This is a genomic window from Ferrovibrio xuzhouensis (assembly GCF_042648965.1).
GTDB classification, from domain to species: Bacteria; Pseudomonadota; Alphaproteobacteria; order Ferrovibrionales; family Ferrovibrionaceae; genus Ferrovibrio; species Ferrovibrio xuzhouensis.
The window spans coordinates 1-14,997 of sequence record NZ_JBHRYJ010000004.1 but is presented as its reverse complement, the minus strand read 5'-3'; the positions used below and the strand labels follow the sequence as shown (position 1 = coordinate 14,997).

Annotated in this window: 10 protein-coding genes and 1 tRNA gene; all 11 read right to left on the bottom strand. The window is 63.7% G+C overall.

Annotation, left to right across the window (positions count from 1 at the left end; genetic code table 11):
• Positions 1–5: 5 nt before the first annotated feature.
• The 11 genes from ACFOOQ_RS16555 to ACFOOQ_RS16505 all read right to left on the bottom strand — a co-directional run bounded on the left by ACFOOQ_RS16555 (position 6) and on the right by ACFOOQ_RS16505 (position 14,957).
• Entirely contained in the window at positions 6–1,766 is a 1,761-nt protein-coding gene (locus ACFOOQ_RS16555) for a GMC family oxidoreductase (RefSeq protein ID WP_379728700.1), read from the bottom strand.
• Positions 1,767–1,897: 131 nt separating this feature from the next.
• Complete coding sequence (locus ACFOOQ_RS16550) at positions 1,898–2,641, bottom strand: gluconate 2-dehydrogenase subunit 3 family protein (protein ID WP_379728698.1); 744 nt, start codon at positions 2,639–2,641, stop codon at positions 1,898–1,900.
• Positions 2,642–2,740: 99 nt separating this feature from the next.
• The gene (gene rpoC / locus ACFOOQ_RS16545) at positions 2,741–7,063 is read right to left on the bottom strand and encodes a DNA-directed RNA polymerase subunit beta' (RefSeq protein WP_379728696.1); all 4,323 of its coding nucleotides are present in this window, start codon (positions 7,061–7,063) and stop codon (positions 2,741–2,743) included.
• Positions 7,064–7,100: 37 nt separating this feature from the next.
• Positions 7,101–11,198, bottom strand: coding sequence for a DNA-directed RNA polymerase subunit beta (gene rpoB / locus ACFOOQ_RS16540; protein WP_379728694.1), 4,098 nt, complete (start codon positions 11,196–11,198; stop codon positions 7,101–7,103).
• A 222-nt stretch (positions 11,199–11,420) separates the two neighbouring features.
• A complete protein-coding gene (gene rplL / locus ACFOOQ_RS16535) occupies positions 11,421–11,795 on the bottom strand; it encodes a 50S ribosomal protein L7/L12 (protein ID WP_379728692.1) in 375 nt (124 codons plus the stop codon).
• 64 nt (positions 11,796–11,859) lie between these two features.
• On the bottom strand, positions 11,860–12,369 hold the full coding sequence (gene rplJ, locus ACFOOQ_RS16530; RefSeq protein WP_379728690.1) for a 50S ribosomal protein L10: 510 nt from the start codon (positions 12,367–12,369) through the stop codon (positions 11,860–11,862).
• 426 nt (positions 12,370–12,795) lie between these two features.
• The gene (gene rplA, locus ACFOOQ_RS16525) at positions 12,796–13,512 is read right to left on the bottom strand and encodes a 50S ribosomal protein L1 (RefSeq protein ID WP_379728688.1); all 717 of its coding nucleotides are present in this window, start codon (positions 13,510–13,512) and stop codon (positions 12,796–12,798) included.
• Positions 13,513–13,527: 15 nt separating this feature from the next.
• Entirely contained in the window at positions 13,528–13,962 is a 435-nt protein-coding gene (rplK, locus tag ACFOOQ_RS16520) for a 50S ribosomal protein L11 (RefSeq protein WP_379728686.1), read from the bottom strand.
• Between the two features lie 147 nt (positions 13,963–14,109).
• Complete coding sequence (gene nusG / locus ACFOOQ_RS16515; protein ID WP_379728684.1) at positions 14,110–14,640, bottom strand: transcription termination/antitermination protein NusG; 531 nt, start codon at positions 14,638–14,640, stop codon at positions 14,110–14,112.
• 2 nt (positions 14,641–14,642) lie between these two features.
• On the bottom strand, positions 14,643–14,840 hold the full coding sequence (gene secE, locus ACFOOQ_RS16510) for a preprotein translocase subunit SecE (protein ID WP_379728682.1): 198 nt from the start codon (positions 14,838–14,840) through the stop codon (positions 14,643–14,645).
• A 40-nt stretch (positions 14,841–14,880) separates the two neighbouring features.
• Positions 14,881–14,957: transfer RNA gene (locus ACFOOQ_RS16505), tRNA-Trp, on the bottom strand.
• Positions 14,958–14,997 lie beyond the last annotated feature (40 nt).

Below are 14,997 nucleotides of genomic sequence, written 5' to 3'. Positions count from 1 at the left end.
TCCTCTCAGGCCTGCACCAGCGGGCCGGGCGCCTTGAGGTAACGGTGGCGGATCGCATCCGCCGCCCAGTAGGTCAGCGCGCCCACCGTGCCGGTCGGGTTGTAGCCGGGATTCTGCGGGAAGACCCCGGCGCCCATGACAAAGACATTGTGCACGTCCCAGCTCTGCAGGAACGGGTTGACCACGCTGTCACGCGGCGAGGTGCCCATGATGGTGCCGCCGGTATTGTGGGTGGTCTGGTAGGGCACGATGGAATAATGCCCCTTGCGACGGTTGGACTTGATCTCGCGCGGCTGCATCGCCTTGGCGATGTCCTCCAGCCGGTCGGTGAGGTAATCCGACATCCTGTGTTCGTTGTCGGTGAAATCGAAGGTCAGCCGCATCAGCGGCCGGCCATAGACGTCGCGATAGGTCGGGTCGAGGCCGAGATAATTGCCGCGGTGACTCATCACGCCGCCGTGGCTGGAAAGCGTTGCCGTCGACAGGTAGTTCTCCGCCACGGCCTTCTTCCAGCCGCTGCCCCAGCGCGGCGTGCCCTGCGGGGTCGGATGAGTCTCGATCGGCCGGCCGCTGGTGGTCCACAGCGCGAGATAACCGCCGCCGATGAAACCCTTGCCGCCATGATCGAAATTGTCGCCGTTGAAATCGTCGACGGCGATGCCCAACGCCCCGGCGCCAATGAAGGGATTGAAGACCTTGTCGTCGTAGAAGACGTTGACCGAAGAGGTAATCTGGTAGGCGTAGTTCTTGCCCACCACGCCCTTCCCCGTCGCCGGGTCGTAGGGCTGGCCGATGCCTGACAGCAGCAGCAGGCGGGTGTTATGCAGGCCATAGGCGCAGAGGATGACGAGGTCGGCCGGCTGCTCGAATTCCTGGCCCTGCTCGTCGACGTAGAGTACGCCGGTCGCTCGCCTGCCGGTGCCGTCGAGCAGCACCTGCAGCACCTCGCTGCCGGTACGCAGGGTGAAGTTGTCCTTGCGCATCAGCACCGGCAGCACGGTGGTCTGCGGGCTGGCCTTGGAATAGTTGCCGCAGCCGAATTTCTCGCAGAAGCCACAGTATGTGCAGGGTCCGAGTTTGACGCCGAGCGGGTTGGTGTAGGCCCGTGACATATTGGCCGAGGGCGCCGGAAACGGGTGCATGCCGAGCTCTTCAGTCGCCTTGGCGAACAATGTCGGCGCGTAGGTCATGTCCATCGGCGGGTTGGGATAGTCGCGGCGCCGGGCGCCTTCGAAGGGATTGCCGCCGGGCTGGGGCTTGCCGCCGAGATTGCCGGCCTTGCCGCCGATGCCGCAGAGATATTCGAACCGGTCGTAATAGGATTCGAGCTGGTCGTAGCTGACCCCCCAGTCCTGCACCGTCATGTCGGCCGGCAGGGCGCCGTAGCGCTTCTCGTTATGGCTGCGGGCCATGAAGTCGCTGGGCAGGAAGCGCCAGGTCTGGCCGTTCCAGTGGATGCCGGCACCGCCCACACCGGTGCCCGGCAGGAAGGACCCCAACCGCCGCATCGGCAGCGCGGTCTGGTCGGTATTGTTGCGGAAGGTCAGCGTCTCGCGCGCCGGCTCCTGGAACATCTCGTGACGGAAATAATAGCGCAGCTCGTCCTGGGCGAAGGTGACCGGGAAATCGGTGGCGGTGTCGCGCCAGCCGCCGCGTTCCAGCGCCAGCACCTGCAGGCCGGCATCGGTCAGCTCCTGCCCGAGTATGGCGCCGGTCCACCCGAAACCGACCAGAACAACATCGACGGAGGGCAGCTTGCGGGCCATGGAAATACTCCCTGCTTCAAAATACACAGCCCCGCTCCGCATGGGGCATGCAGAGAGGGATAACGGTTATCGTTCTGTATCGTCGCGGCCGGACCAGCCCCCGGACCAACGCCCCGGACCGGAAAAAAACTTCAGCCCTGCGGCGTCCAGCCCGGGCGGCCCTTGATGCCGACCGGCGGTATATTCAGTTTCTCGCCATGCTTGGCGACGTATGGGCGGTAATCGTAATGCGCACCGGGAAAGCCGATGAGCTTCCAGCCGATCATGTCGCGATTGCCGCCATAGATCGGGTCGGAAAAGAAACCCTCTGTTGAATTGCTGAGAAACAGTTCGAAAAACACCGGCCCGGGAGCATCGGTCAGCTTCACGTCGCCCTTCTCCACGCCATGCAGGATCTTGTCCTGCTCGTCGGCGGTCAGGGCCGCAAAATTGCGGTTGCTGTAGGTGCTGCGGCAATGGGCATCGATCTCGCGGATCGCAGCGCGGTACATCTGCGCCGGCACCATGCGGCTCTGGTAGCCCTGGTTGGGATCGCCATCGGCCCAGGGACCCAGCATGTACCAGCGCTGGGCGCGGCCGAATTCGCCGGCGAGCTGGCGGTCGATGAAAAACGGCACGCCGGCTTCGATGGCGCCGCCGCCGAGCTCGTCCCTGGGGATCAGCCGTGCGACGGCGGCCTCGACGAAAAGTGCCTCTTCCGGCGTGAAAAACACGTAACCGGTGCCCTGCACGGACTGCGGCGCATCGGCGTCGCGCGGCTGCCAGGGAACGCCGCCGTTGTATTCGCGGGCCACGGCGGTATTCGCCGCGGTCGCCGCCCCGATCAGGGCGCTGCCTGCAATGATCTGTCGCCGGTTGAGCTTCATATCCTTCATGGCGGAATGAAGTTCACACAAGGAATGTGGCGAAAGCAGGGCCGGCACGAAAAAAGGCGGCCAGAGGCCGCCTTTCTCCATTCGCTATGACGCAGAGGGTCAGTCGGCGGCGTCGCCGACCGCGGCCTGAAGTTCGCTTTCCAGCGCGTCGGCGAAGTCGCGGTCGCGCTGTGCGGCCAGCGCCTTCATGCGGCTCATCAGCGCGCCGGTGCCGACCGGGATCAGGCGGCCGACGATGACGTTCTCCTTGAGGCCGACCAGCTTGTCCACCTTGCCGCCGACGGCAGCCTCGGTGAGCACGCGAGTGGTCTCCTGGAACGACGCCGCCGAGAAGAACGAGCGCGTCTGCAGGCTCGCCTTGGTGATGCCGAGCAGAACCGGCATGCCCTTGGCGATCTTGCGGCCTTCGGCTTCGGTCTTGGCGTTGACCTCGTCGAACTCGCTGCGATCAACCTGCTCGCCGATCAGGAAGGTGGTCTCGGCAGGATCGATGATCTCGACCTTCTGCAGCATCTGGCGACAGATCACCTCGATGTGCTTGTCGTTGATCTTCACGCCCTGCAGGCGATAGACCTCCTGGATCTCGTTGACGAGATAGTTGGCCAGAGCCTCGACGCCCATCACCTTCAGGATGTCGTGCGGCGCCGGGTTGCCATCGAGCAGATGCTCGCCCTTGCGCACGAAGTCGCCTTCCTGCACGGCAATATGCTTGCCCTTCGGGATCAGGTATTCGACCGGATCGACACCCTCTTCCGCCGGCTTCAGCACCAGACGGCGCTTGGCCTTGTAATCCTTGCCGAACTCGACGCGACCGTCGATCTCGGCAATGACCGCATGGTCCTTCGGACGGCGGGCCTCGAACAGCTCGGCGACACGCGGCAGACCGCCGGTGATGTCACGCGTCTTGGTGCCTTCCACCGGGATACGCGCCAGCACGTCGCCGGCATGTACCTGGGCGCCGTCCTCGACTGACAGGATAGCGTCGGCCGACAGGTAGTAACGGGCCTCGGCACCGCTGACCAGCATCAGCACCTCGCCCTTGCTGTCACGCAGGGTGATGCGCGGACGCAGCTCGTTGCCCTTCGGATTCTGCTTCCAGTCGGAAACGACCTTGTAGGAAATGCCGGTCGCTTCGTCGGTCGCTTCGCGCATCGACACGCCCTCGACGAGGTCGCGGTAATGCACCAGACCCTCGCGCTCGGTGATGATCGGGCGGGTGTACGGATCCCACTCGGCGATGCGCTGGCCCTTCTTGACGCTGCCACCCTCGTCGGCCACCAGACGGGCACCGTAGGGCACCTTGTGGCGGGCGCGTTCGCGGCCATTGCCGTCGACCAGCACGACCTCGCAGTTACGGCCCATGACCACGAAGCGGCCCTGGCTGTCGGTAACGAGGTTGCGGTTGACGATCTTGATGGTCGCGTCGTAGGCGGCTTCCAGGCTCGACTGTTCGGCCACCTGGGCCGTGCCGCCGATATGGAAGGTACGCATGGTCAGCTGAGTGCCCGGTTCGCCGATCGACTGGGCGGCGATCACGCCGACCGCCTCGCCGATGTTGACCGGGGTACCGCGTGCCAGGTCACGGCCGTAGCACTTGCCGCAGACGCCGACTTCGCTGTCGCAGGTCAGCACCGAACGGATCAGCACGCTTTCGACACCGGCCGTCTCGATGCGGTCGACATCGCGTTCCTCGATCAGTTCGCCGGCCTTCATCAGCACTTCGCCGGACAGCGGGTGCTTGATGTCGATCGACGCGCTACGGCCAAGGATACGCTCGCCCAGCGTGGCGATCACCTCGGCGCCCTCGACCACCTCGCGGACGGTCAGGCCGCGCTCGGTGCCGCAATCGACCTCGGTGATGATGCAGTCCTGCGCCACGTCGACGAGGCGACGGGTCAGGTAGCCCGAGTTGGCAGTCTTCAGCGCGGTATCGGCCAGACCCTTACGGGCGCCGTGGGTCGAGTTGAAGTACTCGAGCACGGTGAGGCCTTCCTTGAAGTTCGAGATGATCGGCGTCTCGATGATCTCGCCCGACGGCTTGGCCATCAGGCCGCGCATGCCGGCAAGCTGCTTCATCTGCGCCGCCGAACCACGGGCGCCCGAATGGGCCATCATCCAGATCGAGTTGATGGCCTTGCGCTGACCGGTCTCCTGATCGATGTCGGTCTGAATGACCTTCATCATCTCGTCGGCGACGCGATCGGTGCACTGCGCCCAGGCGTCGATCACCTTGTTGTACTTCTCACCCTGGGTGATCAGGCCGTCCTGATACTGCTGCTCGTACTCGCCGACCAGCTTGCGGGTATCGTCGATGTGCTTTTCCTTCGACAGCGGCACGACCATGTCGTCCTTGCCGAACGAGATACCGGCCTTGAAGGCGCGGGTGAAGCCGAGCGCCATAATGCGGTCGCAGAAAATGACGGTCTCTTTCTGGCCGCAATGGCGATACACCACGTCGATGACGTTGGTGATTTCCTTCTTGGTCAGCAGCTGGTTGATGACGCGGAATGGCACATTCTTGTGCTTCGGCAGGATCTCGCTCAGCAGCATGCGGCCGGGCGTGGTGGTGACGCGCAGGGTGACCGGATTGCCCTCGGCATCGACCGTATCGAGACGGGACTTGATGCGGTGATGCAGGGTGATCGCCTTGGCATCCAGCGCCTGCTGGATCTCGGCCATGGTCGAGAACACCGGGGTCTTCTCGACCACGGCGCCAGCCTGGATCAGACGCTCCAGCTCGGCCTTCACGGCAGTCTTCGGCAGCTCGACGTGGGTCTTGGGGTCGAACAGGATGATGTCATCCTCGGCCCAGGCCTTGAGCAGCGCGGCAGTGTCCTTGATCTTGAGCACGTTGCCCAGCGGGGCGGCGCGCTCCATCGAGGTGTAGTACAGGCCGAGCACGATATCCTGCGACGGCACGATGATCGGCTTGCCGTTCGCCGGGCTGAGGATGTTGTTGGTCGACATCATCAGCACGCGGGCTTCGAGCTGGGCTTCCAGCGACAGCGGCACGTGCACCGCCATCTGGTCACCGTCGAAGTCGGCGTTGAAGGCGGCGCAGACCAGCGGATGCAGCTGGATCGCCTTGCCCTCGATCAGGGTCGGCTCGAACGCCTGGATGCCCAGACGATGCAGGGTCGGCGCGCGGTTCAGCAGCACCGGATGCTCGCGGATCACCTCTTCGAGGATGTCCCAGACCTCCGGCCGCTCCTTCTCGACCATCTTCTTCGCCATCTTGACGGTGGCGGCGAGGCCGCGCAGCTCAAGCTTGGAATAGATGAACGGCTTGAACAGTTCGAGCGCCATCTTCTTCGGCAGGCCGCACTGGTGCAGCTTGAGTTCCGGACCGACGACGATGACCGAACGGCCCGAATAGTCGACGCGCTTGCCGAGCAGGTTCTGGCGGAAACGGCCCTGCTTGCCCTTCAGCATGTCGCTGAGCGACTTCAGCGGACGCTTGTTGGCGCCGGTAATCACGCGGCCGCGGCGGCCGTTGTCGAACAGCGCATCGACCGATTCCTGCAGCATGCGCTTTTCGTTGCGCACGATGATGTCCGGCGCGCGCAGTTCGATCAGCCGCTTCAGACGGTTGTTGCGGTTGATGACGCGGCGATACAGGTCGTTGAGGTCCGAGGTGGCGAAACGACCACCGTCCAGCGGCACCAGCGGGCGCAGCTCGGGCGGGATCACCGGCACCACGGTCAGCACCATCCATTCCGGGCGGTTGCCGGAATCGATGAACGACTCGACCAGCTTGAGTCGCTTGACCAGCTTCTTCGGCTTCAGTTCCGACGTGGTCTCGGCGAGCTCCTGGCGGATATTCTCGCGCTCCTTCTCGAGATCGATCGCGCCGAGCAGGTCACGGATCGCCTCGGCGCCGATCTTGGCAACGAAGGCGTCATCGCCGTATTCGTCCTGGGCGTGATAGAGCTGTTCCTCGGTCAGCAGGTCGAACTGCTTGAGCGGCGACAGGCCCGGCTCGACGACGACGTAGTTCTCGAAATACAGGATGCGCTCGAGATCCTTCAGCGTCATGTCGAGCATCAGGCCGATGCGGCTCGGCAGCGACTTGAGGAACCAGATATGCGCCACCGGCGAGGCCAGCTCGATATGGCCCATGCGCTCGCGCCGGACCTTGGAGAGCGTGACTTCGACGCCGCACTTCTCGCAGATCACGCCGCGATACTTCATGCGCTTGTACTTGCCGCACAGGCACTCGTAGTCCTTGATCGGGCCGAAGATGCGGGCGCAGAACAGGCCGTCCCGCTCCGGCTTGAATGTACGGTAGTTGATGGTCTCCGGCTTCTTGATCTCGCCGTAGGACCACGAGCGGATGCGCTCGGGCGACGCGATCGAGATCTGGATCTGGTCGAAGCTCTGGGCGCCCTGGGGCTGGCCGAAAACGTTGCTCAGTTCGTTCATGGTGTCGTCTCCTCGTGGAGAATGCGTTTCGCGATGATCAGTAGGAGCGCTGCGACAGCTCGACATTCAGGCCGAGCGACCGCATCTCCTTGACCAGCACGTTGAACGACTCGGGGATACCGGCCTCGAAGTTGTCGTCGCCGCGCACGATGGCCTCGTAGACCTTCGAACGGCCGGCAACGTCATCCGACTTGACCGTAAGCATCTCCTGCAGGGTATAGGCGGCGCCGTAGGCCTGGAGCGCCCAGACCTCCATTTCACCGAAGCGCTGACCGCCGAACTGCGCCTTGCCACCGAGCGGCTGCTGGGTGACCAGCGAGTACGGACCGATCGAGCGGGCGTGGATCTTGTCGTCGACCAGGTGGTGCAGCTTCAGCATGTAGATGTAGCCGACCGTGACCTTGCGGTCGAAGGACTCACCGGTGCGGCCGTCGATCAGGGTGACCTGACCCGACTTGTCCAGCCCGGCCTTTTCCAGCATCTCGACGATGTCCGGCTCATGGGCACCGTCGAACACCGGGGTGGCCATCGGCACGCCACGGCGCAGGTTGTCGCACAGCTCAAGCACCTGCTCGTCGGCAAGGTCGTTGATCTTGTCGGCGTATTCCTGCTTCGAGTAGATCGACTTCAACACCTTGCGCAGCTCTTCGGCCTTGGCCGTGTTGCGCCGCACCTTGTCGAGCATGTCGCCGATCTGACGGCCCAGGCCGGCCGAAGCCCAGCCCAGATGGGTTTCCAGGATCTGACCGACGTTCATGCGCGACGGCACGCCGAGCGGGTTCAGCACGATATCGACCGGCTGGCCATCCTCGAGATAGGGCATGTCCTCTTCGGGCATGATGCGCGAGATGACACCCTTGTTGCCGTGGCGGCCGGCCATCTTGTCACCGGGCTGCAGCTTGCGCTTCACCGCGACGAAGACCTTGACCATCTTCATCACGCCGGGCGGCAGCTCGTCGCCGCGCTGCAGCTTCTCGACCTTGTCCTCGAAGCGCTTCTGGATGCGGGTGGTGGCCGCATCATACTGCTTCTTCAGGGCCTCGATGTCGGCCATGTTCTTTTCGTTCTTGAGGTCGATCTGCCACCACTGGCCGGGGGTCAACTCCTCAAGCACCTGCTCGGTGATCTTGCCGCCATCCTTGAAGCCCTTCGGGCCCTTCTCGGCCTGCTTGCCGAGCAGCAGCTCGCGCAGACGGCCGTAGATGGAGCGCTCGATGATCGCCTTCTCGTCGTCGCGGTCCTTGGCCAGACGCTCGATCTCGGCCCGCTCGATGGCCAGGGCGCGCTCATCCTTCTCGACGCCATGGCGCGAGAAGACGCGCACTTCCACGATGGTGCCGGAGACACCCGGCGGCACGCGCAGCGAGCTGTCGCGCACATCCGAGGCCTTTTCGCCGAAGATGGCGCGCAGCAGCTTCTCTTCCGGCGTCATCGGGCTCTCGCCCTTCGGCGTGATCTTGCCGACCATGATGTCGCCCGGATGCACCTCGGCGCCGATGTAGACGATGCCGGCCTCGTCGAGATTCTTCAGGCCTTCCTCGCCGACGTTCGGGATGTCGCGGGTGATTTCCTCAGGCCCCAGCTTGGTGTCGCGGGCCATCACCTCGAATTCCTCGATGTGGATCGAGGTGAAGACGTCGTCCTTGGCGATCCGCTCGGAGATCAGGATCGAATCTTCGAAGTTGTAACCATTCCACGGCATGAAGGCGACCAGCACGTTGCGGCCGAGACCCAGCTCGCCGAGCTCGGTCGACGGGCCGTCGCCGATGATGTCGCCAGCCTTGACCACGTCGCCCACCTTCACCAGCGGACGCTGGGTTATGCAGGTGTTCTGGTTCGAGCGCTGGAACTTCAGCAGCTTGTAGATGTCGACGTTCGACTTCGTCATGTCCATCTCTTCGGTGGCGCGCACCACGATGCGCGTACCGTCGATCTGGTCAACGATGCCCGAACGCTTGGCCACGATGGTGGCGCCGGAATCGCGGGCCACCACCTCTTCCATGCCAGTGCCGACCAGCGGCGCCTCGGCGCGAATCAGCGGCACCGCCTGGCGCTGCATGTTCGAGCCCATCAGCGCGCGGTTGGCGTCGTCGTTCTCGAGGAACGGGATCAGCGCCGCGGCAACCGAAACCAGCTGCTTGGGCGAGACGTCCATGAAGTCGACGCCTTCGGGGCGCGTCATCACGAAGTCGCCGTTGCAGCGGCAGGACACCAGGTCACCGACCAGCTTGCCCTTGGGGTCGATCTCGACATTGGCCTGGGCAATGGTGTACTTGCCCTCTTCCATCGCGGTCAGGTAGACGACCTCGTCGGTGGTCTTGCCGTCGCGGATGCGGCGGTACGGGCTCTCGATGAAGCCGTACTGGTTGACGCGGGCATAGGTGGCCAGCGAGTTGATCAGGCCGATGTTCGGGCCTTCCGGCGTCTCGATCGGGCAGATGCGGCCGTAATGGGTCGGGTGCACGTCGCGCACTTCGAAGCCGGCACGCTCGCGGGTCAGACCGCCCGGGCCAAGCGCCGACAGGCGGCGCTTGTGGGTGATTTCCGACAGCGGGTTGGTCTGGTCCATGAACTGCGACAGCTGCGACGAGCCGAAGAACTCGCGCACCGCGGCCGCCGCCGGCTTGGCATTGATCAGGTCATGCGGCATCACGGTGTCGATGTCCACCGAGCTCATGCGCTCGCGGATCGCACGCTCCATGCGCAGCAGGCCGATGCGGTACTGGTTCTCCATCAGCTCGCCGACCGAGCGGACGCGGCGGTTGCCGAGATGGTCGATGTCGTCGATCTCGCCGCGGCCATCCTTCAGCTCGGTGAGGGTGCGCACGCAGGCGAGGATGTCCTCGGTGCGCAGAACGCGCACGGTGTCCTCGGCCTCCAGGTTGAGGCGCGCGTTCATCTTGACGCGGCCGACCGCCGAGAGGTCATAGCGCTCGGAGTCGAAGAACAGGCCGTGGAACAGCGCCTCGGCGGTGTCCATCGTCGGCGGCTCGCCCGGACGCATCACGCGGTAGATCTCGAACAGCGACTGCTCGCGGCTCTGGTTCTTGTCAGCCACCATGGTGTTGCGGATATACGAACCGATGGTGACGTGGTCGACGTCGAGCACCGAAATCTGCTCGATGCCGGCAGCTTCCAGCGCCTCGATCTTCTTGACGTCGAGCTCCTCGCCCGCCTCGAGGTAGATCTCGCCGGTGGTGTCGTTGATGATGTCGAGCGCGTTGTACTTGCCGACCATGTCCTGCGGCGTGATCAGCAGTTCCTTCAGGCCCTCGTCAGCCAGCTTCTTGGCCAGCCGCGGGGTGATCTTGGTGCCGGCCTCGGCCACGACCTTGCCGGTCTTGGCGTTGATCATCTCGGAATTCAGCCGCACGCCGCGCATGCGCTCGGCGTTATAGTCGGTGCGCCAGCCCTTCTTGTCGTGCTTGTAGATCGCCTTCTTGTAGAAGGCGTCGAGAATCTCTTCCTGGGTCAGGCCGAGCGCGAAGAACAGCGTGGTGACCGGCAGCTTGCGGCGGCGGTCGATGCGGACATGCACGATGTCCTTGGCGTCGAACTCGAAGTCGAGCCACGAGCCGCGATAGGGAATCACGCGGGCGGTGTAGAGATACTTGCCCGACGAATGGGTCTTGCCCTTGTCGTGGTCGAAGAACACGCCCGGGCTGCGGTGCATCTGGCTGACGATGACGCGCTCGGTGCCGTTGATGATGAAGGTGCCCTTGTCGGTCATGAGCGGCATGTCGCCCATGTAGACGTCCTGCTCCTTGATATCGAGCACGGACTTGGCCTGGGTGTCGGGATCAACTTCGAAGACAATCAGGCGCAGCGTCACCTTGAGCGGCGCGGCAAAGGTCATGCCGCGCTGCATGCACTCGTCGACGTCGTACTTCGGCGCCTCGAACTCGTACTTGACGAATTCCAGCGACGAGGTCTCGGAGAAATCCTTGATCGGGAACACCGACTTGAAGACGCTCTGCAGACCGGCATCGGGCCGGGTCGCGGCGTCATCATTCATCATCAGGAAGCTGTCATAGGAGCTTTTCTGCACCTCGATCAGGTTGGGCATCGAGGAAACGCTCGGGATACGCCCGAAGCTCTTGCGAACGCGCTTGCGGCCGGTGAACGACAAAGTCATGTCTGTCCCTAATCTTTCATCAGGCGGCCCGCGAGGGGGCCGCAAACGATCCGGATAGCGATGAGTTTCGCGGGCCCATATCCCGCCGGGCGATCGCCGCGCCCAGATCCGGTATCGTTGGTCCGCCGAAACCCTGCGGCGGCCAGGAGCGTGGTGTTACCTAGTGCGGGTACCGGGGCGGGACCACGCTGTCCCGCCCCGCCCGTAAGCAATCGGGTCGACTTACTTGACCTCGACCTTGGCGCCGGCAGCTTCCAGCTGAGCCTTGAGCTTGGCGGCCTCGTCCTTGTTGACGCCTTCCTTGACCGGTTTCGGCGCGCCTTCGACCAGGTCCTTGGCTTCCTTGAGGCCCAGGCCGGTGATGGCACGCACTTCCTTGATCACGTTGATCTTGTTCGCGCCGGCTTCCATGAGAACGACGTTGAACTCGGTCTTCTCCTCGGCGGCCGGGGCGGCAGCGCCACCGCCAGCAGCGGCAACGGCAACCGGAGCCGCAGCCGAAACGCCCCACTTCTCTTCGAGAAGCTTGGCGAGCTCGGCGGCTTCGAGGACGGTCAGGGTCGACAGCTCGTCGACGATCTTCTGCAAATCAGCCATTTCAGTTACTCCGTTCGTTTAGGTTCGATACCTGGTAGGACTGGTTTCGGTTCGGCTTTCGACCTTAACCCTTGGTGGCATAGGCATTGAGCAGGCGGGCCAACTGGCCAGCCGGCGCCTGCACGACGCCGGCGACCTTGGTCGCAGGCGCGTTGAGCAGGCCGATGATCTTGCCGCGCAGCTCATCGAGCGACGGCAGACTCGCCAATGACTTCACCCCTTCCGCATTCAGCACGGTGTCGCCCATGGCGCCGCCAATAACGACAAGCTTGTCGTTCTTCTTGGCGAATTCCACGGCGACCTTCGCTGCCGCGACCGGGTCATTCGCATAAGCGATGCCGGTCGGGCCCTTGAAGAGATTCTTCAAGGGAGCGTAGGAAGTGCCCTCGAGGGCAAGGCAGACAAGCCGGTTTTTCGCGACTTTGAAGCTGGCGCCAGCATCACGCATCTGACGGCGCAGCTCAGTCACCTGAGCAACGGTCAGACCGCTGTTCTGGGTTACCACGACAACTTCGGCCTTCTTGAAGACCTCGTTGAGGGTGGTCACCATCTCCTGTTTTTGAGCACGATCCACTGCTCGTCTCCTAACAAGAACCGGTCACTTTCCTTGCGGAGCATGATCCGGTCTGTCTGGCACTTGAGCGACCGACCTGTCGCTTCGGCCATGGCTGTCGCCAGCCAGGCCTGTTGCGGCAAACCGATCACCCGGTTCGCCTGTCCCAGGGCTCGAACCTTCCTGGCCGCGGTGCATGATGCATGATCATGGCCGCCGCCGTGAAAGCTCTCTTCCCCGTCTATGCAGGTGGCTACCCCTTAAACCCTTCGGCCGAAGCCTCCGGGCGCCTGCAGTCTCGGACAGGATGCGGATACTTCAATCTCTCGAAGCACCGCTTCGCCGGGTCGCTTTTGATGGCGGCCCGGCGAAACTCGCGCCGGCATCGCGATGCGATGTCGGCAAAACACAAACTCAGCGCATCTGCTGTGCAGATACGCGGGCGTCTTAGGCGGCGGCCTTGTCGGCCGCACCGCCGAGCGCGTCGCTCAGCTCGATGCGCACGCCCGGACCCATGGTCGAGCTGAGCGCGATCTTCTTCACATAGTGACCCTTCACGCCGGTCGGCTTGGCCTTCATGACGGCATCGATGAAGGCGCGCACGTTGGCGAGGATCTGGTCCTCGCTGAACGACGCCTTGCCGATGCCGGCATGGATCAAGCCGGCCTTCTCGACGCGGAACTCGACCTGGCCGCCCTTGGCGGCCTTGACCGCGCCGGCAACGTCCATGGTGACCGAACCGAGCTTCGGGTTCGGCATCAGGCCACGCGGGCCGAGCACCTTACCCAGCTTGCCGACGACGGCCATCATGTCCGGGGTGGCGATGCAGCGGTCGAACTCGATCTTGCCGCCGTTGATGATCTCGGCCAGATCGTCGGCGCCGACCACGTCGGCACCGGCCTTCTTGGCTTCCTCGGCCTTCGCGCCCTTGGCGAAGACGGCGACGCGCACGGTCTTGCCAGTGCCCGACGGCATGGTCACCACGCCACGGACCATCTGGTCGGCATGGCGGGGATCGACGCCGAGGTTCATCGCGATCTCGATGGTCTCGTCGAACTTGGCCTTGGCCGCGGCCTTGACCAGCTTGACCGCCTGATCGACGCCATAGCGCTGGTCGGGGTTCACGGTCTTCGCGACGGTGGTGTAACGCTTGCCCTTGCTCATGATCCTGATCTCCCCTTATTCGCCGTGAACGTCCAGGCCCATGGAACGGGCCGAACCGACGATCATGCGACAGGCGGCATCAATGTCGTGAGCGTTGAGATCCTTCATCTTCTGCTTGGCGATCTCGCGCACCTGGTCCATCGTCACCGCACCGACCTTGTCACCACGGCCGGTCTGCTTGGAACCGGACTTGATGTTGGCGGCCTTCTTCAGGAAGAAGGTCACCGGCGGGGTCTTGGTGATGAAGGTGAACGAGCGGTCCGAATACACGGTGATAACCACCGGGATCGGCATGTCCTGCTCGAGTTCCTTGGTCTGCGCGTTGAACGCCTTGCAGAATTCCATGATGTTCACGCCGCGCTGGCCCAGCGCCGGGCCAATCGGCGGCGACGGGTTGGCCTTGCCGGCCGGAACCTGCAGCTTGATGTAACCGTCAATCTTCTTCGCCATCGTTTCAGTCCTTTCCTGCTTCGGAGAGACCATGCTCTCCGGTCAGCGGAGGTGCGGTACGGCAGGTTCCGGTCCGGCGAAATGGACCGTGGCTGTCTCCCACACGGTGAGCCGGGCCGTTACGCGCCCGGGTACTCGACAGTCAGATCACTGCTTCTCGACCTGGCTGTATTCCAGCTCCACCGGGGTGGCACGACCGAAGATCGACACCGCCACCTTGAGGCGGGCGCGCTCTTCGTCGACTTCCTCCACCACGCCGGAGAACGACGTGAACGGGCCATCGGCCACACGCACCTGCTCGCCCACCTCGAAGGTGATCGAGGGCTTCGGATGCTCGACGCCCTCTTTCACCTGGTTGGCGATCCGCTGCGCCTCGGCATCCGTGATCGGCGACGGCTTGCCGCCCGAACTCAGGAAACCGGTGACCTTCGGCGTATTCTTGACGAGATGGTAGGTCTCGTCGGTCATTTCCATCTTCGCCAGCACATAGCCGGGGAAGAACTTGCGTTCGGCATTGACCTTCTGGCCGCGGCGGACTTCCACCACTTCCTCGGTCGGCACCAGCACTTCTTCGAAAAGATCGCTCATGCCCTTCTGCGCCGCGGCATCGCGGATCGCCTGGGCGACCTTCTTTTCGAAGTTCGAATACACATGGACGATGTACCAGCGCGCCGCCATCGTCAGCTCCCCATGCCGAGAACGAGCTGCACACCCAGGCGCAGGATCGAATCGACCGTGAAAAAGAACAGGGCGGCGACCAGCCCCATCAAAAACACCATCGCCGTGGTGACGAGGGTCTCCTTCCGGGACGGCCAGGTCACCTTGGCGGTTTCCTGCCGGACCTGCCGGAAAAACTCGATCGGACTGACCTTCGCCATACCTTTGTACCTACCTGTACTCGTCTACTCTGTGTCACGCTGGCAGGGGCGGAGGGAGTCGAACCCCCAACCCCCGGTTTTGGAGACCGGTGCTCTAGCCAGTTGAGCTACGCCCCTGCACGCGCAACAGGCCCTCGCTTACGCAATGACCTTCGCG